This is a genomic window from Botrimarina hoheduenensis, from assembly GCF_007859815.1.
Taxonomy (GTDB): Bacteria; Planctomycetota; Planctomycetia; order Pirellulales; family Lacipirellulaceae; genus Botrimarina; species Botrimarina hoheduenensis.
The window spans coordinates 178,120-200,799 of record NZ_SJPH01000002.1 but is presented as its reverse complement, the minus strand read 5'-3'; the positions used below and the strand labels follow the sequence as shown (position 1 = coordinate 200,799).

The 22,680-nt window shown below is 63.1% G+C and carries 20 protein-coding genes; 12 read left to right on the top strand and 8 right to left on the bottom strand.

Going from position 1 to position 22,680, the window contains the following annotated elements:
- Nucleotides 1–461 precede the first annotated feature (461 nt).
- The 6 genes from rpsB (at nucleotide 462) to Pla111_RS04635 (ending at nucleotide 7,021) form a co-directional block, all read left to right on the top strand.
- A complete protein-coding gene (rpsB, locus tag Pla111_RS04660; RefSeq protein ID WP_146571894.1) occupies nucleotides 462–1,286 on the top strand; it encodes a 30S ribosomal protein S2 in 825 nt (274 codons plus the stop codon).
- 215 nt (nucleotides 1,287–1,501) lie between these two features.
- Nucleotides 1,502–2,344: a translation elongation factor Ts gene (gene tsf, locus Pla111_RS04655; protein ID WP_146571892.1), complete on the top strand. Its 843-nt coding sequence runs from the start codon at nucleotides 1,502–1,504 to the stop codon at nucleotides 2,342–2,344.
- 185 nt (nucleotides 2,345–2,529) lie between these two features.
- Entirely contained in the window at nucleotides 2,530–3,282 is a 753-nt protein-coding gene (gene pyrH / locus Pla111_RS04650) for a UMP kinase (RefSeq protein WP_146571890.1), read from the top strand.
- A gap of 48 nt (nucleotides 3,283–3,330) precedes the next feature.
- Complete coding sequence (gene frr / locus Pla111_RS04645; RefSeq protein ID WP_146571888.1) at nucleotides 3,331–3,894, top strand: ribosome recycling factor; 564 nt, start codon at nucleotides 3,331–3,333, stop codon at nucleotides 3,892–3,894.
- Between the two features lie 184 nt (nucleotides 3,895–4,078).
- Entirely contained in the window at nucleotides 4,079–4,861 is a 783-nt protein-coding gene (locus Pla111_RS04640; RefSeq protein ID WP_146571886.1) for a PEP-CTERM sorting domain-containing protein, read from the top strand.
- A 228-nt stretch (nucleotides 4,862–5,089) separates the two neighbouring features.
- A complete protein-coding gene (locus Pla111_RS04635; RefSeq protein ID WP_146571884.1) occupies nucleotides 5,090–7,021 on the top strand; it encodes a peptidylprolyl isomerase in 1,932 nt (643 codons plus the stop codon).
- A gap of 94 nt (nucleotides 7,022–7,115) precedes the next feature.
- On the opposite strand, the gene Pla111_RS04630 is transcribed toward Pla111_RS04635, so the two are convergent.
- Nucleotides 7,116–7,601 (bottom strand): hypothetical protein, encoded by a 486-nt coding sequence (locus Pla111_RS04630; RefSeq protein ID WP_146571882.1) that lies wholly within the window; start codon nucleotides 7,599–7,601, stop codon nucleotides 7,116–7,118.
- A gap of 168 nt (nucleotides 7,602–7,769) precedes the next feature.
- On the opposite strand from Pla111_RS04630, the gene Pla111_RS04625 reads away from it, so the two are divergent.
- A complete protein-coding gene (locus Pla111_RS04625; protein WP_146571880.1) occupies nucleotides 7,770–9,035 on the top strand; it encodes an aminotransferase class I/II-fold pyridoxal phosphate-dependent enzyme in 1,266 nt (421 codons plus the stop codon).
- Between the two features lie 67 nt (nucleotides 9,036–9,102).
- On the opposite strand, the gene Pla111_RS04620 is transcribed toward Pla111_RS04625, so the two are convergent.
- Nucleotides 9,103–9,720, bottom strand: a complete 618-nt coding sequence (locus tag Pla111_RS04620; RefSeq protein WP_146571877.1) for a hypothetical protein — start codon at nucleotides 9,718–9,720, stop codon at nucleotides 9,103–9,105.
- A 227-nt stretch (nucleotides 9,721–9,947) separates the two neighbouring features.
- On the opposite strand from Pla111_RS04620, the gene carA reads away from it, so the two are divergent.
- Complete coding sequence (gene carA / locus Pla111_RS04615; protein ID WP_146571875.1) at nucleotides 9,948–11,093, top strand: glutamine-hydrolyzing carbamoyl-phosphate synthase small subunit; 1,146 nt, start codon at nucleotides 9,948–9,950, stop codon at nucleotides 11,091–11,093.
- Between the two features lie 24 nt (nucleotides 11,094–11,117).
- Here carA and Pla111_RS04610 read toward each other — a convergent pair whose 3' ends face one another.
- Both Pla111_RS04610 and Pla111_RS04605 read right to left on the bottom strand, forming a co-directional pair.
- Complete coding sequence (locus Pla111_RS04610) at nucleotides 11,118–11,594, bottom strand: VOC family protein (protein WP_146571873.1); 477 nt, start codon at nucleotides 11,592–11,594, stop codon at nucleotides 11,118–11,120.
- Nucleotides 11,595–11,659: 65 nt separating this feature from the next.
- Nucleotides 11,660–12,649, bottom strand: a complete 990-nt coding sequence (locus Pla111_RS04605; RefSeq protein WP_231930738.1) for a M48 family metalloprotease — start codon at nucleotides 12,647–12,649, stop codon at nucleotides 11,660–11,662.
- Nucleotides 12,650–12,778: 129 nt separating this feature from the next.
- On the opposite strand from Pla111_RS04605, the gene Pla111_RS04600 reads away from it, so the two are divergent.
- Nucleotides 12,779–13,777, top strand: coding sequence for a DUF1559 domain-containing protein (locus Pla111_RS04600; RefSeq protein WP_146571871.1), 999 nt, complete (start codon nucleotides 12,779–12,781; stop codon nucleotides 13,775–13,777).
- A 25-nt stretch (nucleotides 13,778–13,802) separates the two neighbouring features.
- Here the strand turns inward: Pla111_RS04600 and Pla111_RS04595 are convergent, their stop codons facing one another.
- A complete protein-coding gene (locus Pla111_RS04595; RefSeq protein ID WP_146571869.1) occupies nucleotides 13,803–15,266 on the bottom strand; it encodes a protein-arginine deiminase family protein in 1,464 nt (487 codons plus the stop codon).
- A gap of 300 nt (nucleotides 15,267–15,566) precedes the next feature.
- On the opposite strand from Pla111_RS04595, the gene Pla111_RS04590 reads away from it, so the two are divergent.
- A complete protein-coding gene (locus tag Pla111_RS04590; RefSeq protein ID WP_146571867.1) occupies nucleotides 15,567–16,115 on the top strand; it encodes a hypothetical protein in 549 nt (182 codons plus the stop codon).
- Between the two features lie 274 nt (nucleotides 16,116–16,389).
- Nucleotides 16,390–16,815: a hypothetical protein gene (locus Pla111_RS04585; RefSeq protein ID WP_146571865.1), complete on the top strand. Its 426-nt coding sequence runs from the start codon at nucleotides 16,390–16,392 to the stop codon at nucleotides 16,813–16,815.
- 13 nt (nucleotides 16,816–16,828) lie between these two features.
- Here the strand turns inward: Pla111_RS04585 and asnS are convergent, their stop codons facing one another.
- A complete protein-coding gene (gene asnS / locus Pla111_RS04580; RefSeq protein ID WP_146571864.1) occupies nucleotides 16,829–18,235 on the bottom strand; it encodes an asparagine--tRNA ligase in 1,407 nt (468 codons plus the stop codon).
- A 130-nt stretch (nucleotides 18,236–18,365) separates the two neighbouring features.
- Nucleotides 18,366–19,433 carry a thioredoxin-disulfide reductase gene (locus Pla111_RS04575; RefSeq protein ID WP_146571862.1) on the bottom strand — a complete coding sequence of 356 codons (1,068 nt, stop codon included), beginning with the start codon at nucleotides 19,431–19,433 and terminating at the stop codon, nucleotides 18,366–18,368.
- A gap of 268 nt (nucleotides 19,434–19,701) precedes the next feature.
- Here Pla111_RS04575 and Pla111_RS04570 point away from each other — a divergent pair, with 268 nt between their 5' ends.
- Nucleotides 19,702–21,540: a carbon starvation CstA family protein gene (locus Pla111_RS04570; RefSeq protein ID WP_146571859.1), complete on the top strand. Its 1,839-nt coding sequence runs from the start codon at nucleotides 19,702–19,704 to the stop codon at nucleotides 21,538–21,540.
- 7 nt (nucleotides 21,541–21,547) lie between these two features.
- Here Pla111_RS04570 and fliM read toward each other — a convergent pair whose 3' ends face one another.
- Complete coding sequence (gene fliM / locus Pla111_RS04565) at nucleotides 21,548–22,627, bottom strand: flagellar motor switch protein FliM (RefSeq protein WP_146571857.1); 1,080 nt, start codon at nucleotides 22,625–22,627, stop codon at nucleotides 21,548–21,550.
- Between the last annotated feature and the right edge of the window lie 53 nt (nucleotides 22,628–22,680).

Here is a 22,680-nt window from a genome sequence, read left to right as displayed (position 1 = left end):
GCGAGCGTCGATGGAAGTAGGGAAAACGTTAAATCGAAAGGTACCGCCGAAATGCGGTTGCCCGCACCCAGAGCCCCGCAGTCAATCATGGAGCCCCGCAGTCAATCAAGGGCGATCCCGGGAGGGCCGTTGTCGGGGGGGGGGGATAAGGTCCCTCCACCGAGCCGGCACCGAGACGCCGCGAGCCCCGAATCGTAATCCGCCCCCCGGGGCCTCGCAACCTGCCCGCCCCGGCAACGGATTGACCAGCCGAGACGCCCCCCGTAACCTAACCAGCTTCGCGACCCTTCATCGGCCCGAAGGGTTCACGAGAGGGGCGGTCCGCAGCGACCCCGCCGCCGACAGCCCCAGCGCCACCCGGCGCAGCACACCAAGAGGCCGAAACCACCTAACGCCGGACCTTATGACCGCAGCCCCCCGGGCCGCTGTCGCGCCGGTGTGCCACTGAAAGTCGATTTTCGATGTCGCTAGTCAATGAGCTCGTTGAATCGGGCGTCCACTTCGGTCACCGCGCTAGCCGCTGGAATCCGAAGATGCGGCCGTATATCTACGCCCGCCGCAATCTGATCCACATTATCGATGTTCGCGAGACCATTCGCGGTCTGCTGCGTGCCCGTAAGTACCTGTCGGATGTCGCGGGCCGCGGGAGCCTGATCCTGTTTGTCGGCACCAAACGGCAGGCCTCGGAGACGGTCGCCCGCGAGGCCGCACGGGCGGGCATGCCCTTCGTCTCGGAGCGTTGGCTGGGCGGTACGCTGACCAACTTCCGCACGATCCGCGACCGGCTCAGCCGACTCGAAGAGCTCGAAGCCATCCGCCAGGGCGAAGCGATCAAGAGCTACTCGAAGAAGATGCAATCGACCCTCAACCGCGAGTACCGCAAGATCTACCGCAACCTGAACGGGATGCGGACGATGTCGCGGCTGCCCGAGTGCTTGTTTGTGATCGATCCGCGCAAGGAAAAAAACGCGGTCAAAGAAGCCCGCGTGCTGGGCATTCCGGTGGTTTCGCTGATTGATACGGACTGCGACCCGGACACGGTCGATCTGCCGATTCCCGGCAACGACGACAGCCTGCGTTCGATCGAGCTGATCTGCCGGTTGATCGCGGACTCGGTCGTGGCGGGCAAGGCCCAAGCGGTTCTGCAACAGCAAGCCGCCAAGGACGAAGCACGGGCCCAAGCTGCCGAGAAGGCCGCGGAACGAGCTGCCGCCGACAAGGCCGCCGCCGACAAGGCCGCTGAGCAAAAGGCCGCTGAGGACAAAGACGCGGATACCGCGAGCTGAGCGCTTCCCGCCAGGGAGCCGCCGATTGCCTACACACGACGCGGAACCGGCGCTAACCAGCGCGATCGGGACGAGGGCGATTCTTTCGCGAATCTTTGCCTTGCGAGACGCCCTCGACCCGGCCAGCGACTTTTTCCCCCTTTCAACCATCCGTTTAACATATCGCCGCGGTCCGCACGCCGGCGGCAAGAGCATCCCCCACACTGAGGACTCCCATGGCCGAGATCACCGCCGCGATGGTTAAGGAGCTGCGTGACGAAACACAGCTCCCGATGATGGATTGCAAGAAAGCGCTCGCCGAAGCAGGGGGCGACAAAGAGGCCGCCAAGCAGGCGCTCCGCGAGAAGGGCCTGAAACTCATGGAAGGCCGCCGTGACCGCGTCACCGAAGAGGGCCGCATAGCGGTCTTCTGTGGTGTCGATCAATCGGCGGGAGCAATCATCGAGTTGCAGGTGGAATCGGCCCCCGTCGCGGGCAACCCCGAGGTGGTCGCTCTGGCCAACGATCTGGCGAAGCAATTGGCCACGGGTCCCGGGGCCGCCACCGCCGATGCGCTGTGGGAGCAACCGAGCCCCACAGCGGCGGGCAAGAAGCTCAAGGAGATCAAAGACGACCTGGAAAACCGCATCCGCGAGGTCTTCAAGCTCGCCCGCATCGCACGCGTCGAAGGCCCGTGCGGTGGCTACGTGCACTTCGACGGCAAGAGTGGCGTGCTGCTCTCGGTTGAGGGGGGCACGAACGACCTGGCCAAAGACATCAGCATGCACGTCGCGGCGATGAAGCCCACCGCTACCAGCACCGACGAGCTCGACGCCGACGAAGTAGCCCGCGAGCGCGCCATTTTGGTCGAGGCGGCCAAGAACGAGGGCAAGCCCGACAATATCATCGAGAAAATGGTCGATGGGCGGATGAAGAATTACTACGCCGAAAAGGTGCTCTCTGAGCAAGCCTTTGTGAAGGACGACAAGCAAACCGTCGGAGCGATCGCCAAGGCGGGTGGCATGAAGCTCAAGGGGTTCACGAGCTGGCGCCTGGGCGAGACGAGCGTCGCGAGCTGAATCCGAGCCGTAAGCTTTTCCCCGAGCACGCACTTCAGCGAGCGTCCCGCGGCCCCCGCGAGACGCTCGCTTTTTTGTTGCGTTCCGGCAGCACACGTCCCCCCCGCCGGTTTCCCCGTCCACGGCAAGCCGATTAGACTCTGCCTAAGAGTTTCTCGCCCCTCGCCTGAGCGCAACGTTTGACTATGGCCGCATCCACCGGTTCGTCACCCTACAACCGCATCATTCTGAAGCTCTCGGGGGAGAGTTTTGCCCCTTCCGGGCAGCGGGGCATCAGCATGACCGAGGTGGTCGACATCGCAAGCCAAACGGTTCGTGCAGCCCAGCAGGGTGTGGAGATCGGCATCGTCATCGGGGGCGGCAACATCCTGCGGGGTGCCCAATTCACGGCCGGTGCCAATAGCATTCAAGAAGCGACGGCCCATTACATGGGGATGCTTGCGACGGTCATCAACGGCCTCGCCCTGCAAGACGCGCTCGAGTCGCTCGGAGCCGCCACACGGCTGATGACCGCCATCAAGATGGACGGCGTGGCCGAGCCCTTCATCCGTCGCCGTGCAAAGCGTCACCTGGAGAAAGGCCGGATCGTCATTTTCGCGGCGGGTACCGGTGCCCCCTTCGTGACGACCGATACGGCCGCGGCCCAGAAAGCGTTAGAGCTGGAGTGTGACATCCTCATGAAGGCCACCCGCGTCGATGGCGTCTACAGCGACGACCCCGAGACCAACCCCAACGCTGTTCTCTACGAGGAGCTCACCTACCAACAGGTTCGTGAGCAAGAGCTGCGCGTGATGGACTCGACCGCCATCGCGCATTGCATGGAGCACGATTTGCCGATCCTGGTGTTCAATTATCGGCGCGATGGCAACATCGAGCGTGCGGTCCGCGGCGAACCCATCGGCACGCGCGTTATCAGCCGGTCGGCAACAACCGCTTGAACAGCGATCCGAAACAAACTTTTTCCTTCCCCCCTCATCGTTTGCGCCATGACTGTTGAAGAAGTGCTTATCGACGCCGAAGAGCGGATGATCAAGGCGGTTGAGAAGCTCAAGAACGATCTGAACGGCATCCGCACCGGCCGGGCCAATCCGGGCATGGTGGACTCGCTACGGGTGGACGCCTACGGCTCGCCAACGCCGCTGAAGCAGCTGGCCAGCGTCAGCGCTCCCGAGCCGCAGCAATTGGTGATCCGTCCGTTCGACCCGTCGGTAATCAAGGACATCGAAAAGGCGATCGTCGCCTCGGACCTGGGCCTTGCGCCCCAAAGCGATGGCAAAGTGGTGCGGCTCAATATCCCGGCGCTCTCCGGCGATGTGCGCAAGAAGATGGTTGCCCGCACGAAAGACCTCACCGAGGAAACCCGCGTGAGTATTCGCAACGTCCGCCGCGACGCGAACAAGCACCTGGATCAGCTTGAAAAAGACAAGGAGCTGAGCGAAGACGAGTGCAAAACCTATAAGACGGACGTGCAGGACCTGACCACCAAGCACGAAGGGCAGGCCGGTGATCTGGCAAAGAGCAAGGAAGCCGAGGTGATGGAGCAGCTATAAACATGCGGCTTAGCGCAATATGTTGCAATTATGCAACGACTTGCTTGCTATCCGCGTGATCGTCGCGATACTTCGGATTGGTGGTAAAAACCGCATCCTGCCTATTCTTTCATCTGCCAGCCCCCCCACCGCGTGAGGAGCTACTGTGCGCCTACGATTTACAGCTCTGTTCGCTATCGCCGCCATGGCGGTCGTTACAAGTGCCCCCGCCGCGATTGTGTATGTCGGTCCCGATGAGGGCCCCGATGGCCCCGGCGGCATGACCGGCTGGATGGGTGCCGACGCGTGGTTCGGCCAGGTCACGGAATCGAACGATGAGGGGCCCGGTGGTTCTGACGCCATGCTCTTCGGCGCACCGACTTCGGTGAGTGGCAACTCGCTCGATTTCAGCCCGACCGGCTTCCTCGCTAGCGTCAACAGCACGGGACCGCTTGTCTCGGAGATTGTTGACAGCCAACTCAGCATGATGATCGTGGCCAAGCCCGGCAAAGTGCTCGACAACCTCCGCTTTACCGAGGCCGGCGACACAACGCTGGCAGGCAACCCCGCCTCGTTCACAACCGCTTCGAGCGTGACCAACGAGGTCTTCATCGATGTGGTCGAGGTCGATGGCATGCCGATCAGTGGCTTCAACATCCAAGCCCAGATGACGTTCACCCCTTCGGGCGGAACGTACAGCATGGCCCAAGACTCCAACGGCTTCCCGATCTTCTCGACCGATTGGTCGGGCTCGGTTGACGTGGATATCGCGCAAGCCTTGCTGAATGAGGGCATCGCCTTCCAATTCGGCGTGACGAAGATCAACGTCACGCTCGACAACACGCTCACCGCGGTTGCTAGCGATGGTGGATCGTCCTTCATCAAGAAGAAGGACTTTGACGGGCTCATCATTACGACAAACATCCCCGAGCCCAGCTCGCTAGCACTGCTGGCCCTGGCCGGCCTTGCCGCCCGTCGCCGTCGGTAATAGCCGCCTGGCCTGATCGACAAACTTTCTCCGAGCCGGGCGTGCTAGCACGCCCGGCTTTTTTTTGCGCTGTCTGTCTTCGTGTTATCACGGGTGGCGAGGCGTATCGGCGGTGGGCTAGCGATTTCTCTTCTCGCAATTCTCATGGGGTGCTAATCTCTCGCTCCCCGTCGGCGCTACTCCCCGCAAACTCTGCGCCCGGACTTCCTTTTTGATGGAGCAATAGCGATGGCCCGCAAGGACGCGGCGAAGACGCCCCCTGAGAGAGTACCCGCCAACACCGTTGTGCCAGATCGGCGTCGATGGTGGCTCGCGGCTTCTGCCACGCTGGCCCTTGGTGCCCTGGTGGTTGGCCGGCTGTTGATCGGCAATCCGGTTGCCGAGGCGGCACCGGGTGACACCCAAACGAGCCATCGCGCTCCGGCAACCCAGGCCGGCGCTGCAACCACGCCGCAGCAAGAAGTGATGGCGTTGGTCAACGGACAAGACATCCGTCGCGAAACCCTGATCCAGGGTTGCGTCGAGCGGCACGGCGAGGGGGTTCTTGAAAGCCTCGTCAACAAACGCCTGATCGATCACCACTGTCGCAAGCGCGGTTTGACAGTGACCGACGCTGACATCGACGCCGAACTCGATCGCATGGCGAAGCGCTTCAAGCTCGGTCGCGAGCAATGGCTCGAGCTGCTCGAGCAGCAGCGAGGCGTCAGCGCCGCCGAGTATCAGCGAGACATCCTGTGGCCCACGTTAGCGCTGCGGAAGCTGGCCGGGAGCGAGCTCGTGGTGTCCGACGCTGAGCTGAAAAAAGCCTACGAGACCCGCTTTGGGCCGGGAGTGCAGGTACGCCTGATCGTGGTTTCGGACGCTCAGAAGGCGCAGCAAGTGCAGCGCGAAGCGGCGGCCCGTCCGGCCGAGTTTGCACGGCTTGCGATGCAGCACTCGGAAGACATCAACTCGGCCAGCATCGGCGGTTTGATCCAACCAATCCGGCTGCACGTCGGCGAGGCCGCCATTGAGCGAGCAGCCTTCTCGATGCAAGCCGACGAGGTGTCAAAGGTCATCACCGTCGGCCCCCAGCACGCGATCATCAAGTGCGAGGGGCACGTGCCAGCACGAAACGTTGCGATGGCCCAAGTCCGAGCCGAGCTGGAAGAAGAGATCCGCGAGGGCAAGCTGCGTGAGGTCGCTAACGACCTGTTCGCCAAACTCCAGAATGCCGCAACGATCCAGAACGTCTACAACGACCCGCGTCTGCGGCAGTCGATGCCCGGTGTGGTCGCGACAGTTAACGGCGAACCGATAACGATGCAGGAACTCGGCCAAGAGTGCCTGCTGCGTCACGGAAAAGAGGTGCTCGAGGTCGAGGTGTCGCACCTCGCGCTACGGCAGGCACTGCAAGCCGCGGGATACAGCGTCACGCAGCAAGACCTCGAATCGGAGATGCGTCATGCCGCCCGCTTGGCCGGTGTGCTCGACTCAGCGGGCGAGGCCGACATGCGCCGCTGGGTTCAGATGGCAACCGAAGAGCAGGACGTGAGCTACGAGCTCTATGTCCGAGACTCGGTGTGGCCGTCTGCCGCGCTGAAGAAGCTAACCGGTGATCGCGTCATGGTCACGGATGACGATCTGAAGAAGGGCTACGAGGCCAACTACGGCGAGCGGGTCCGCTGCCTCGCAATCGTCATGGACGATCTGCGGCGTGCACAAGAAGTTTGGGACAAGGCGCGGCAGAACCCGTCCGCTGAGTACTTCGGCGAGCTTGCGGCCGAGTACTCGATCGAACCATCGAGCCGCAGCCTTCGCGGCGAGGCACCGCCGGTGCGCCGCTATGGCGGACAACCTCAGCTGGAAGAAGCCGCCTTCGCGCTCTCACCGGGAGAGATGTCCGGCATCACGCAAGTCGGAGACAAGTTTATCCTTCTTCGTTGTGAGGGCCGCACCGAGACGCTCGATATCGAGCTGGCCGAGGTTCACGATGTCTTGTCGCAAGACATCTACGAGAAGAAGATCCGCATCGCGATGAGCGAAGAGTTTGACCGGTTGCGGAGCGCCGCGCGGATCGACAACTACCTGACCGGTACAAGCCAGGCACCCGCTAAAGCGGAAGGCCAAGCCGAGTCTCGCAAGGACACGGCGGTACGGCAGGCTAGTGGCGTTCGCTAAATCAGCGACACACCCGATCCTTCATGCCCTGATGACAACGAGCGAGGCCGCGATCCTGCAAGGAGCGCGGCCTCGTTTTTTTGTCGGCATCCTCTCACCAGTCGCCATCGTCTAGCTCGACCAGGCCCTCGTCCTGCATCTTTTCGGCGCGGGCAACGATCTCGTGCGCCAGCAGGCATTCAGGGTCGGTGAGCTTCTCGGGGTCGATCTGCACTAGCAAGTCGAGCGCGCGGCCTGGCCGCTTGAGGCGGTCGACACAGAGCTGGGCCAGTCGCAAGCGGAGCGCGTGCGCCTGGTCGGGCTGGATTTCGATCCAGTCGGAAAGCAGTCGGGCACCCTCGGGAAAGCGGCCGGCTGCAAGCAGCCCCTTGATGGCGGGGGCGTACTGCGCGGGCTCGAGCCGCAAGCCCGCTCCGGTTCCGCGGAGTTTTGCGCACAAGGCCCCTGCGGCGGCGTTATTGCCATCGGCCAGGTACTTGGCGATCTGTTCGCGGGCCTCGTCCAGCAAGCGCTGGTCGCGTTCCGCGTTGTTCGAGGGCGTTGGAGCCCCGCGTTTACCAAAACGAGAAAGAAAGGACACGCGCCGCCTCGTCGGAGGAAACGGACCGTTTCCCGCACGGGGAGACGGGGCAGGTTGAAAGCAAGCGAAAAGGCCGGCTCGGCGAACCCGAGCGTAGACGAGTATACTCAAGCGTGGGCATCCGCTCGCCCAACTTTTTTCCCGTCCACGGCCCTCCGCCCGCCGACCATGAACCCCTCGAATCATCCGGCCGCTGCCTCCGAGCCCTTTTCAGTACGTGTCGCCGATCGGGTGACGCGGTTGCCGCCTTATTTGTTTGGGCGGATCAACAAGATGATCTACGACAAACGCGTCGCAGGAGACGACGTGATCGAGCTGGGCATGGGCAACCCGAGCGATCCGCCCGAGGAGCTCGTCATCGAGAAGCTCGTCGAGGCCGCGCGGGATCCACGCAACCACCGCTACAGCAAGAGCAACGGTATCGCCAACCTGCGCCGCGAGGTCGCGGCCAAGTACTTCAAAAAGTACGGGGTGCGGCTCGATCCGGACGCGGAGGTCATCACGTGCCTCGGCTCGAAGGAGGGCTTCAGCCATATGTGCCTGTCCCTGATGGGACCGGGCGATACGGCATTGGTGCCAACGCCGTACTTCCCCGTGCACGTGTATGCGGTTGCCCTAGCCAGCGGCAATGTGATTCAGTTGCCGGTGACCGACTCGGACAAATTCTTGTCGGCAATCGCTCACACCTGCGAGACGCTGTATCCCAAGCCGAAGCTCCTGCTGCTGTGCTACCCGCACAACCCGACAAGCGTTGTTGTGGAGCAGCCGTTCTACGACGAAGTGGTGCGCCTCGCGAAGCGCTATAACCTGATGGTGATCAGCGACTTCGCTTATGCCGACGTAACCTTTGATGGCTTTCACCCCCCCAGCTTTTTGTCGTCGCCCGGGGCGATCGATGTGGGGGTTGAATTCACCACCATGAGCAAGGGCTACAACATGGCCGGCTGGCGCGTCGGCTTCTGTAGCGGCAACCGCCAGATGATTCAGGCGCTGGCTACCATCAAAGGCTACTACGACTACGGCATGTTCCAGGCGATCCAGATCGCCGCGATCATGGCGCTACGCCACACCGACGCGGCGGTCGAACGCCAATCGCAGATCTACCAGTCGCGGCGCGACGCGCTGTGCGATTCGCTGGCGAGGATCGGCTGGGAAGACGCCCGCCCCAAAGCGGGCATGTTTGTCTGGCAGCCCATCCCCGAGCCGTGGCGCAGCCGCATGAGCACGATGGACTTTGCCATGATGCTGCTCGACAAGGGGAACGTCGCCGCGAGCCCCGGCAGCGGTTTCGGCCCCGATGGCGAAGGCTACCTGCGGATGAGCCTCGTTGAAAACGAAGAACGCCTCCGCCAAGCGGTCCGCCAGATCAAGGCATGCCTCAAAGAGGCTGAGGCCGACTACGCCGGTGCCCCCGCAGAGACGGCCGCCACCTGACCGACGCAACCGATTTATCGGTGCTGCATCGAACGTGGGCGGCGCGCTCTGCGTTTGGAGCTGGTTGTCATTCGGTCTCGCTGGCGGCTGAAGCCACGCGGCGTCGGCCCTCGACCGCCTGCAATTCTTGCCGCTGCCCCCACACGTACAGCACCAGCCCAACGAGCACCCCTACGAGCGCTGAGGACAAGACGGCACCCGAACTATTGGTGAAGCTGGAATTTTGCGCTGCCGCCTGGGTCGTCAGTACGAGGCCCACCAGGCTCACGAGCAGCCCCAAGAGGTCGGAGATAATCTCCGACAGGCTGAATCCCATTCGTCCCAACACAACGAGCTTGCCCAGGGTCAGTTGCAAGGCAAAGCTCACCACACCGGCCGCCATCAGGGCAAAGGCGATCCAGTGGAAAGCGGGAAACGAAAAGGCCTCGGCGAGCTGATAGATCGGCTGGAGCAGTCCGGCGGACACCTGCTGGACCCGCTCATCTTGGTCGATGGTCTGGGCGAGTGTTTCGGCGGTCTCGCGAGCGCTTTTGAGCGTTTCGGCCGCCTTCTGAGAGACGCTGGGGCTGGGCACCGGATCGACCGCGGCGGGCGTGTCGGAAGCTGCTTCCTGCCCCCAGGCGAAGCCCGTCAGCGCGAGCCCCAGAATCAGCAGCAAGGGCAGGAAAACCCGATGGTTGGCCATGATGCGACAATCTCCCTATTTTAATACGGGGGGGAATCCGCTCCGCGTCGGCAAGCGTTGCCGTCGGGCAGCGTTGTTTTCAGGCTATTCGCCGGGCAAGAACTAATCTTGCCCCGAATCGGCTTCCACCCAGCCGCCGGCCCGTTGAACCCTCCCGAGGGCCGAGAGACAATACGGCATCCTCCTCAGCCTTTGCTTCGCTCCCGACTAACGACTGCGGTTTCGCTATGCCCGAATCGACGCCCGCCAAGCTCGCCCTGGAAGACGGTACGGTCTTCACCGGCCTGTCAATTGGTGCCGAAGGGGAGGTGGCGGGAGAGGTCTGCTTCAACACCTCGATGACGGGCTACCAAGAGGTGCTGACCGACCCGAGCTACACGGGTCAGATCGTCACGATGACCTACCCGCAGATCGGCAACTATGGCATCAGCAGTGAAGACACGGAGAGCGCAACTCCCAAGGTGACCGGCTTTGTGGTGCGCGAGAACAGCCGCATCGCGAGCAACTTTCGCAGCGAGATCAAACTCGATAATTACCTCCGCCGTCACGGAGTGGTGGCGATCGAGGCGATCGACACCCGCGCGCTAGTGCGACGGCTGCGCTCGTCGGGTGCCATGCGCGGCGTGCTTTCGACGCGTGACCTGGACGACGAAAGCCTCATCGCCAAGGCGCGAGCGAGCGCCGGCCTCGTGGGGCGCGATCTGGTGAGCGAGGTCACCCCCGCCGAGCGTGGCACGTGGAGCGAGCCGCTCAGCTGCTGGACCCGTCTGGATGGCAGCGGCAGTCAGCCCGCCGGCAGCGCCGGCCCGCATGTGGTGGCCTATGACTATGGCATGAAATGGAACATCCCCCGTCACTTGGCGGGCAACGGCTGCCGCGTGACGCTCGTGCCCGGCCAGACCACCGCCGACGAGGTGCTCGCCCTCGAGCCAGACGGGGTGTTCCTTTCCAACGGCCCGGGCGACCCGGAACCGCTCGTTTACGCCAGCCAAGCGATCGCTCAGCTGGTCGGCAAGAAGCCGATCTTTGGCATCTGTTTGGGGCACCAGCTGCTGTCGCTAGCGTGCGGTGCCAAGACCTTCAAGCTGAAGTTCGGCCACCGGGGCTCCAACCATCCGGTGCAGGATCTCGCGACCGGCAAGGTGGAGATCACGAGCCAGAACCACGGCTTCGCGGTCGAAGCGGATTCGTTGCCCTCCGATCTAGAGGTGACACACGTTTCGCTCAACGACGGCACGATCGAAGGGGTCCAGCACCGCGGCTTGGCGGGCACCGCCACACCGGCGTTCAGCGTGCAGTACCATCCCGAGGCCTCCGCCGGCCCGCACGACAGCCACTATCTGTTCGACCGCTTCATGGCAGCGATGCGCTGAGCGGTGCCTGCGCAGCGGGGTTCTCTAAGAGATCGCCCGTTCCAGGGCCGCCAGATCGATCTTTGTCATCGTCATCATCGCTTCGAAGGCACGCTTGGCATGGGGGGGGTCTTTGCTCGTGATCAGCTCGAGCAGTCGCCTGGGCGTGATCTGCCAAGAAAATCCCCAGCGATCTTTGCACCAACCACAAGCGCTGGCGGCACCACCACTTGAGAGAATGGCGTCCCAGTACCGATCGGTTTCTATCTGATTGTCGGTCAACACCATGAAGCTGACCGCTTCGTTGGGCCTGAAGTTGGGGCCCCCGTTGAGTCCGACAAACCGTCGCCCAAGCACCGTGAACTCGACGGTCAACTCCTGCCCCGCTTCGCCACTGGGAAAATCTCCCGGCGCGTGATTGACGCAATCCACATGGCTATCAGGGAACGTGGCCGCATAAAAATCGGCCGCCTGTCGGGCTTCGCCACGATCAAACCACAGGCAGGTCACTAACTCGTTCATTGATAGGTCTCCTGTTGGTCGGCTTGTTTACGATCGACATCCAACGCTCTTTTTCAGCGTTTCAATCACGGCCGCAGGCCGCCCGGCACGCCGTTGGGGAACACGTCGCGGATAACCTGTTCGATGTAGGCGATGCGGTTGGCGGGCTTCGGGTGGGTGCTCATCATCTCGGGCGGGCCACCGCTGGGCGAGGCTTCGTCCAGCACCTTCATCACGCCCACCATCGCACGCGGATCGTAGCCCGCTTTCTCGCACAGGATTACGCCCCAGCGGTCACTCTGTAGCTCGTCGTCGCGGCCGTACTTCATCTGGATAAACTGCGCGGCCATTTGGGCCATGCGGGCCGAGTTGGCATCGCCTCCGGCAACACCGCCGGCGGCCGCCAGCCCGCTAAAGAGCTGCTGCTTCGCCATCCGTTCGTTGCCATGGCGATCGATCACGTGACCGATCTCGTGCCCCAGCACGCCCGCCAGCTCGCCGCGGGTGTTGAGACGGCTAAAGAGGGCCTCGGTGATGAACACCTGCCCGCCGGGCAACGCAAAGGCATTCACGGTACTGGGATCCGCGAGCAGGGTGAACTCAAAGTCGTACGGGTTGCGGAGTTCGGCACCGGTTTCGGCTTGCTTCTCGGCGATCCAGATTTCAAGACCCGCGAGCAGCTGGCGGCCAATCTGATCGACCAGCGCTCGCGCCTCGGCATCACTTGACACACCGCGGTGCTGACGGACCATCTCCGGTGCGGCCTGCCGACCGAGCGCCATCTCTTGGTCTTCTTCGGGCAGGGCGACGCGCTCGCGCTCGCCGGTGATCTGGTTCACGTCGCCCGGGTTGCCGTAGTACGAGAGCAGGGCGAAGACCGCGAGCGCCAGCGCGATCAGCAGCCGGACTTTCAGCCCCCCGCTGCCGAGCGAAGCCCCCCCCGAGGGGGCCTGAGGACGGCCCACTCCAAACGGCGGACGGTCGCGCTGGTCGTACCCTCCGGGCAGGCGCGACCCCTGCGAATCGGATCGGTGCGGGAAGCGACGGGTTGGCATCGGAAAGGGAAATCGCGACATAGCGGGTTCCTGGCTCGTGAGATTGCGTGCCGTTTGGCTGACCCGATAGATTAGCAGGATTGGACAACGATTTCCTCCGGCTCCCCCCGGAGAATAGGCCGCCCTATCGAAACTTCTGAGAGGCACCCGATGCGCTACCGAGCAACACGCTACACGGCTGCCTTCACGCTTGTTGAACTGCTGGTGGTCGTCGCGATCATCGGCATCCTGGTGGCTCTGCTGCTGCCAGCCGTGCAAGCGGCGCGCGAGGCAGCGCGGCGATCGAGCTGCGTGAACCACCTTCGGCAGCTCTCCCTGGCGGTACTGAACTTTGAGAGCTTCGCCGGCCACCTGCCGCCCAGCACGCAGATCACGGGCACCACCGGCAACAACGGTGCCTGGGGCGTACACGGCCGGGTGCTGCCGTTCCTGGAAGAGGGGGCCCTGTATCGCACGGTCGATCTGACCCTTGCTTGGGATAATCAGCAGCCGATCAACGGCCTCAAGATCGCCGTGTTCGGTTGCCCGAGCGATGAGAATTCTTTCCTGGTGCGTGATCCGGGCGGCGGCAAAGTGCTGCTGTACCCGACGAGCTACGGTTTCAACTTCGGCACGTGGTTCGTTTACGACCCCGCTACCAATGAAGGAGGCGACGGGCTCTTCTTTCCCGACAGCAATCTCGAGCTCCGCCGTGTCACGGACGGGGCCAGCAAGACGCTCCTTGCGAGCGAGGTCCTCGGCTGGCAGCACTACCGTCGCAACGCCCAACCCACTAGCACCACGATCCCCCCCGACGCCGATACGGCCGCCGCGCTCGTGCCCGCGGCCGAGTACAAAAACACCGGACACACCGAATGGCCCGACGGTCGGGTGCATCACACGGGCTTCACTGCAACGCTGCCACCCAACAGCCGGATGCTTCTCGATCAGGGAGGCGTGCTACTCGATCACGACTACAACTCTTGGCAAGAGGGCAAGCTCAGCGGCGGCGGCGGGCCGACTTACGCCATCGTCACCTCGCGCAGCGCACATCCGGGCGGCGTAAACGCGGCGCGGCTCGACGGTTCGGTTTCGTTCTACCAAGACAACATCGAGCGCGACGCATGGCGCACTCTGGCGATGCGCGCCGACGGGGGGCAAGCACCTTAACGCTCGACCTACTACGAACTCAACCTTAGCGTTGAGCCGCAGGCAACGGCCGAATGGCGTTGGTTGCGCAGTGAACGTTGCCCGACCACTTGTGGTACTGTCGATCGTCCACAAAGTGGAGCGTGGCGTTCGCATCGGAAAGCCGGCTACGGGTCTCTGCCTGGAACGCGTCCACGCCGTCGATCATCGGTCCGTTGGGGTCCGCCATCGCGACCTGCGCGGGTTGGCCCTCGGTGCCGGGGAGCACTAGACAGTTCACCACATTCGGCGTCCGGGGCGTGCCATCGGGCTGAAAGAGGACCGGCATCCTGCGCAAGCGATCGCGGGGTACACCAATTTCCTTCAGCAGCTTGCGTGACATCGGCTCGATTCGTTCGCGCCACAAACGCTGATTTGCGACTACAAAGTCGGCGTCGTCGAGCACCGAGTTGACGGTTGTTTGGTTTTCGAAGATGTCCAGCAGACGCGTGTCGCCGTAGCCGTCGTCACGCAGGTGACGCAACCGATCGAGCGCCGCGTTCGGATCGGGCACCAGCACCAAGAACCCACCGTCTTTCGCCGGAAGAAACGAGACCATCTCATCAACGTGCTTGATCGTCAGCCAACCGACGTCGAGCGCAAGCGGTTCGGCACCCAACTGTGCCGCGAGCCAAGCAAGCACTTTCGGGTGAAGCGAAGCATCGCGCTGCTTGTCGATGCCGTACAGAATCCTTCCAACAGGGTGCTCGTCCGTTGGGGGTGAGGCCTCGAGATTGCCGTACCAATCGATCCAAGAGACGCCACCCTCGCCCTCCGCGAATTTTTTTCGATAAGATCCAACCCGCATGTAACCGACACCGGGCCCGAGCAATCGGTCGCGGGCGAACCGATCCAAACGGCGAGCGCGGTTGGCCGACAGGGCAACCGTCATCGGTACCGGGGCTCCCTGGGCTTCGAGGAACTCGACCGTGTCTTGTAACCAGATGTGGTTGTAAGCGTAGGGCTCACCGGCCGGGACCACGTGCAACTCGGCGCCGGCAAGACGACAGATCTCGCCCAGTTGTTGGATCAAGCGTTCGTTGCGGTTGGGAAACTCACGCACAAAAACCGTCTGGGCCTGTGCCAGGCTAGAACGCACGCGGAGCGGCGCAACGTGGCCCTCGATAACCTCTTGCCGCTCATCGGTAGTGACATGCAACCGAAAGGTGCCATCCCAGTCCGGGTCTGCGGAACGCAGGGCATCGACCGCGATCTGCTTGCGATCGCTGGAAAGCGCAAACCGAATGGCCCCCGGTGGAGCATCACAGGCAACGCGGAGATTCTCGGGTAGCTGCTCCGCCGACCAAGCGATCACCACATCGTTGTCGGATAGCGAGAGCGGCTCTTGAAAATCGCGGACGCCGTTGCGGTTGTCATCGTCGGCATTAAAGGCCACGACAAGCGTGTCTCGCGCGTCGAGCGGCACGGGCGTGAGTAACACAATCGGCAAGAGCCAGCGAAAAGCAAACATCACAGATTAATCGTCAGAGTAGGAACGGAGGAGCACGCTGCTTATGTTAATCCCCCCTTGGGGGGTGAGGGCAACGCCGCCCCGTGAAAAAACGTCGCCAAAAGCCGTTTGACCGGTCGCGGAACGTAACCTAGGTTTTCAACGTGCGGGGGGATCGTCTGGGCGATTCCTCACACCCACTCCTCATCGATACCCCGGGGCTGTTTCTGGCCCCCGGGGACCTGCTCGGTACGTCCCTCTCTCCCTCTCCCGCCGGCGCACACATCCCCGCCGATACGAAGAAGACGTGTCGGGTCTATTATGTCCAACCCCTCCGCCGCCGCTCCCCACGAGCCGATCCGCCAGCTCCTGGAGGGCTGGCAGGATGACGAGGATCGTTTGGCCAACGAATACACCGCTTCGCTCGACGCGGTCGAGTCGGCAGTTCGCGAGCTTGAGGAGATCGGCGGCCGCATGGAGCAGCGGGTCGCTGAAGCCTACGAATCACTCGAACAAGAACGCTCCCAGTGGCGGCAGCAGCAAGAAGAAGAAGGGCGACAGCGACAACGCCTGCAGCACGATCTGGGTCTCGCTCGCAACCGCGTGGCCGAACTCGAACGGCACCTGCAGCAACGCACCGAGGAACTGCTAGAAGCCCAGGCTTCCAACAACGCCCTGGCTGCCCAGCTGCAAGAAGTGGGCGAGCTGCCGCTAGCAGAGCTGGCGGAACCCAACGCGGTGCTGACGGACGATTTTTCTGACGATTCGGCCGCCTGCTCCGAGGGGGGCGAAGAATCCCCCGGAACCTGTGCCGAAGCCGAGGAGTCCGTTGCGCAGCGTTTTGCCCGGCTGCGGAACAAACCGGCCTGACGCTCCGTAGCACCTGAAGCGCTCGGTGGGCAAACGGTGCGTTCTGCGCGGGGAACTTCCCCGAGCGCTGGTGCGTCCTTGGACTTACGCCAACGCCCCTATCTGCGCTGGCAACGGCGTAGCGCGAACTTAGTGCCTGGTTCGGGAGTCTTGCTAGCGGTTCAGACCGAATCAATGGCGGCACTAGCTGGCCCCGATTCAAAACTTAGCGATACCACCGGCCGATCACCGCCGCCCACATCTTTCAACGACACCTCGATTTACCTACTCCGATATGCTGCCCGCTACCGTTCTGCCGACCGATCGCTTTACGCCTGCTCCCGAGAGCAGCCTGACGGTAGCGGCTGCGCGGACCCCTGAGTCGCGGACCCCTGAGTCGGTCGTGCGGCGTGCCGAAAAGCAGTCGCTATACGAGCAGTACCGTGTGGTTACCCAACGTGGCCAAACCATCGCGCCACCCGTGCTGGAACGACTGGAAGAGCTCGATGACGCGCTCTTTGCCGCGCTCGATGGCGATCCGGCCGCGCTCGATGGCTTCATCCGTCAATGGAAAGCGGCAAGGGGTTCGACCCCCGATGAACTGCTCGAGGACTCGCGACGGCATTACGTGCGTCACGCCCGCGCTCGCGCTGCGAACAGCATGGCCCAGCGGCTTCTCGAAACGCTAGGTGAGCAAGACCGGCCGCAAGGCTTAGAGTAGGGGCGCGGTCAGCTCAGAATTCGGCGGAGAGCGGCGTTCGCGGGAAGGGGATCACGTCGCGGATATTGGCCATTCCGGTCACGTACTGCACCATCCGCTCCAGGCCCAGCCCGAAGCCGCTGTGCGGCACGCTGCCATAGCGCCGCAGATCGGTGTACCACCAGTACTCCGCCGGATCGAGCGACTGCTCTGCCATGCGACGCTCAAGCACTTCCAGGCGGTGCTCACGCTGGCTGCCGCCGATAATCTCTCCCACGCCCGGCACGAGAACGTCCATCGCCCGCACGGTCAATCGTCCCGCGGTGTCGGGCTCGTTGACGTACATGTAGAAGGGCTTGATCGAAGCCGGGTAGTCGTACAACACCACTGGAGCGCCAAACTGTTTCTCGGTCAGGAAGCGTTCGTGCTCTGCCTGAAGGTCCGAGCCCCAGGTTACGGGGTACTCGAAACTCTCGCCACTATCGGTCAGCCGTGTGATCGCTTCGGTGTACGGCAGCCGGACAAAGTCGTCGGCCACGAGCTTTTCGAGCCGCGGCATCAGGTCGGCGTCGATCCGTTCGGTGAAGAGCGCCAAGTCTTCTTGGCAGTCACGCAGCACGTCGCCGACGATCCGCTTGAGAAACGCTTGAGCCAGATCGATATTGTCCGGCAACTCATAGAACGCGGCTTCGGGTTCAACCATCCAGAACTCGGCCAGATGCCGAGAAGTGTGTGAGTTCTCAGCGCGGAACGTGGGGCCGAACGTATAGATCTTGCCGAGCGCCGACGCGTAGACCTCGCCTTCAAGCTGCCCGGAAACGGTGAGGTGGGTGCGTTTGCCAAAAAAGTCTTGCGCAAAGTCGACCTCTCCGGCGGGGGTCCGGGCGGGCTTATCCGCGTCGAGCGTGGTCACGCGGAACATCTCGCCGGCTCCCTCGCAGTCGCTGGCGGTGATGATCGGCGTCTGGATATACAGAAACCCGTCTTCTTGAAAGAAGTCGTGGATCGATCGGCATACGCGGTTCCTCACGCGCATGACGGCACCGATAGCGTTGGTGCGCGGTCGCAAGTGGGCCCACTCGCGGAGCTTCTCCAGCGTGTGTCGCTTCTTCTGAAGCGGGTAGGTCTCGGGGTCGGCACCGCCATAGATGGTGATCGCCTCCGCCCGCAGCTCGGTCGCTTGCCCCGCTCCTCCCGAAGCCACGATTTGACCAACCACGCGCACGCTGCAGCCGGCGGTCAGGTGACGAACCTCGGACTCATAGTTTGTCAGCTCGGCGGGAGCGACGACCTGAAGGTTTCCCAGGCAAGAGCCGTCGTTCACTTCCAGGAAGCTGAACCCCCCCTTCGAGTCACGCCGGGTGCGGATCCAGCCACTGACCGTGGCCGCCACGCCGATTGCCGACTCTTGCCGGGCCTCCTTGACCGAGAAGTTCTGCATGATGCGTCACAGAGACAGGTGATGGCAAAGATGTCGAGCGGATCGAGGGGGGCGGTTATCGGCGCAGGCAATCCAAACGATCGCTAGCTGACGTACAACTTCCTGGCTCTCCGCTGGCAAGCTGGGTCGGCTACAGACCTTTGCTCGCGAGCCAACGTTCGGCGTCGAGAGCCGCCATGCAGCCGGTGCCCGCCGCGGTGCATGCCTGTCGGTAGTAATCGTCCGAGACGTCTCCCGCCGCAAAAACCCCTTCGATACTCGTATTGGTGCGGAACGGCACGGTCCAGGTCACGTAGCCCTTGGCGTTGGTGTCGAGCTGCCCGTTAAGGAACTTCGTGTTGGGCGTGTGACCGATCGCCACAAACATGCCGGTCGCCGCGATCTCACGATCGGGCTCGCCGGCGGTGCTCGCGATCCGCACGCCGGTCATGCCATGGTCGTCGTCGCCCAGCACCTCCGCGACTTGCGTGTTCCACAGCACCTCAATCTTCGGATTGTTGAGTGCGCGGTCGGCCATGATCTTCGAGGCCCGCAGCGCATCGCGGCGATGGATCATGTAGACCTTTGCGGCGTGCTTGGTCAGATAGTCGGCTTCTTCCACCGCCGAGTCACCACCCCCGACGACGATCAGCTCCTTACCGCGGAATCGAGGCAGCGCGCCATCGCATACCGCACACGCGCTAACGCCTTGGTTCTTGAAACGGTCTTCAGAAGGTAAGCCGAGGTAGTTTGCGCTGGCACCCGTGGCGATGATGACCGCGTGCGCTTCGAGTTCGTTGGTCCCGCCCGTTTCGGGGTGATTGTCGCGGCTGCGGATCTTGAACGGCCGTGTGGAAAAATCCACATCGACCACGTCGTCCGTCAGAATCCGTGTTCCAAAATTCTTGGCTTGCTGACGCATGAGATGCATCAGCTCGGGCCCGCTGCACCCTTCGCCCTGGTGCATGTCCGCAAGCCAGTGGTGCTCTTCGTCCAGGGCCGACCGCAAGTAGCCCGACAGATCGCCCGCGGGCCACCCCGGAAAGTTTTCGACCTCGGTGGTCAGCGCAAGCTGTCCGAGCGGCAAGGTGCCGCTCTGGCGATTGTCTTCGGTGATCGCACCCTCGAAGACGAGCGGGTGGAGATTCGCACGGGCGGCATACACGGCGGCGGTCCAGCCGGCGGGGCCGCTGCCAATGATCACGACATGTTCGGGCACTTAAAGACTCTCTTTTTTCTCGACATCAAGCTGGGGCGGGGCGGACGGATTAAGTCCGCCGGGGCAGATGAGTATAGTAGGGTCACATGCCCAGGATCGGCGAGGGGCGGAAACGCTCCGCATGGCCCGCTGGCACGGCCAGTCGTACCTGTCGGTGTGCGTTACTAGCAGAATTACCGGTCTTCGCCCGTCCGGCCCCCCACCCTCATTTCACGCCCGTTCTTCTCCTCCTGCTCTCGATCGCGCCTCCACGCGGGGTGCCTTTCTTATGCTCACGATTCTGGTTGCGGTGGGTTCCTTTGCGGCGCTGCTGCTGGCGTACCGCTGGTACGGCGGCTGGCTGGCGCGATACGTCTTTAAGCTCGACGCGGGCCACCTCCCCCCCAGCCACACACTGCGAGACGGGGTCGATTTTGTCCCGACCGCCAAAAGCGTGGTCTTCGGCCATCACTTCACCAGCATTGCCGGAACGGGCCCGATCGTTGGCCCGGCGATCGCCGTCTTCTGGGGATGGCTGCCCGCGGTGCTGTGGGTGGTTCTCGGATCGATCTTTATTGGAGCCGTCCACGACCTCGGCGCGCTGGTCGTCAGCTTGCGCAACCAAGGCAAAACGATCGGCGAGGCGGCCGGCTCGATCCTCTCGCCCCGCGCTCGCGTGCTGTTCTTAGTCGTTCTTTTTTTCTCGCTGACCATCGTGATCGGGATCTTCGGGCTCGTGATCGCGATGATCTTCGGTGCCTATCCCGAGTCGGTCTTGAGCGTCTGGACCGCGATGCCGCTGGCGATCGCTATCGGCTGGGGCGTGTTGCGGCGGGGCGGCGGCTTGCTCATCCCCTCTCTGGCGGCGCTCGCCTTGCTGTATGCCACGGTCGGGATCGGTACGTATTGGCTGCCGATCAACATGCCGACGATCGCGGCGCTCGATAGCTTCGGCACACCGGTTGTGCTGTGGACCGTCGTGCTGTTGGTGTACTGCTACTTTGCCTCGGTCTTGCCCGTGTGGCTGCTCCTCCAGCCGCGTGACTACATCAACAGCCTGCAACTCTTGGTGGCAATGGCGCTGCTCGTGACCGGCCTGTTCGTCGCGGGAGCGACCGGGGCCGCCGATCTTAACGCCGCTCCCATGCTCGCCTCCGAGATACCGGCCGACGCGCCACCGATCATGCCGTTCCTGTTCATCACCATCGCGTGTGGCGCGTGCAGCGGTTTCCACTGCCTTGTGGCTAGCGGCACCACCAGCAAACAGATCGCCTCCGAGCCCGATGCGCTGTCGATTGGCTACGGCGGCATGCTCACCGAGGGAGCGCTCGCCGTGGTGGTGATCCTCGCCTGCTGCGCGGGGCTGGGGATGGGCGTCAACGGTCCTGACGGGGAACGACTGGTCGGCCGCGCCGCCTGGGAAGCAAAATACCCCACAAAGATCACGACGGTTACGGATAGCAACGGAATGTCTCGCAGCGTAGGCGGCTGGGCGAATCAAAGGCTCATCCAAAATGTCGGGGCCTTTGTCGAGGGGGGAGCCAACTTCTTGACCGCGATCTACGTGCCCCCCAAGCTGGCTGTGGCAACCATCGCGGTGCTGGTCGCCTGCTTCGCGGCGACCACGCTCGACACCGCCACGCGGCTACAGCGGTACGTCATCCAGGAGCTCGCCACGACGCTCAAACCGACGCTGCCCTGGATCAACCCGCTGCGGGGCAAGCATCCGGCAACGCTCTTAGCGGTCGTGGCGGGCGGGGCGGTCGCGATGATCCCGGGCCCCGCGGGGCCGGGCAGTGGGGGACTCATTCTGTGGCCGCTGTTCGGGGCCACCAACCAGTTGCTCGCGGGCCTCAGCTTTCTGGTGATCGTGTTCTTTCTGGCACGACAGCGACTGCCGATTGGGTTCGCGCTCGTCCCGATGGCCCTCATGCTCGTGATGCCGGCGTGGGCGATGATCGAGCAGATTAAGAACGACTTCGCGCCGAACTGGCACACCAAGTGGCCCCTGTTGGCTTTCGGCGTGGGGCTGCTGGTGCTTCAGGTGTGGATGATGCTAGAGGCGTTGTTGGCGTGGCCGAAGGTGCGCCGCCTGTTGCAGGACCCCCCCGATCGCGTCGCCGTGTGACCACGCCTCACCCGCCCTGCGAGGTGTCCTGATCGATACGCACGTGATGGTGCTCGATCGGATCCAAGATCCGGACCGCCTTGCGTCCCTTGTAAGCACCGGGCGAGGCGTGGAACTTCTCGCTCCCTTGGACCGAAACAACGAGCGGCACTCGGGTGTCTTTTTCGGTGGCAATGATGTCGCCCACACGCAGGCCGATGACATCTTGCAAAGCGATACGCGACTCAGCGAGCTCAACCACCAGCTCAACCTCTGAGCCGGTCAGCCGGTCGCCGATCATCTGGATCGACTCCGGGGTGGAGGGCTTCTTGCTGTAGGTGACCCAGCTGTTGGCGCTCAGCTTGCTGCTGATCCGTTCAATCGCGTTGAACGGGATACACAGGTTCATCATCCCCCGCGCTTCGCCCAGGATGAGTTCGAAGCTGATCAGCACGACAACTTCGTTCGGAGGTACGATCTGGACGAGTTGCGGATTGCTCTCCACGTGGTCGACAGCAAGGTCGAGCTTGAGCACGTTCTCCCAAGCGCCCGAGAGCTCGTCCAAAAAGAGCGACGTGATGCGTCCGACGAGACGCAGCTCGATCTCCGTCAACGGACGCCGGGCCGGCGGGGTCGACTCGGCACCGCCGCCCATGAGCCGATCGATCATCGGGAACAGCAGCGACGGATTGATATCGAGGATCAACTGCCCTTCGAGCGGAGCGGCGTTGATGAGGTTAAAGCAGGTGGGGTTTTCGAGGCTGAAGACAAACTCGCTGTAAGTAAGCTGATCGACGCTGGTCAGCTTCACTTCGACAATGGTGCGTAGCAGCGCTGAGAGGGCCGCCCCGTAGTTGCGACCAAAACCCTCGTGCATGGTCTGCAGAGCGCGCATCTGCTCTTTGCCAACCCGCTCGGGCCGCTTGAAGTCGTAGCTCGTAACCTTTTCGGTTGGCTTGGGGAACGGGCGGATCCCGCCCGCCAGAGAGCGTGGTGCCGGGGCCACCTGACCCGAGGCCGGTTTGGCCTCTGACTTGGGTGCCGGCTTGGCTGTGCCGGTAGCGCCGAGCAGATTCTCGATGTCGGCTTGGCTGAGAAGGTCATCCATGACGCGATTCCCGATTCCCGGGGAGTTATCAGGCCCCCCCGCCTCCGGCGTGA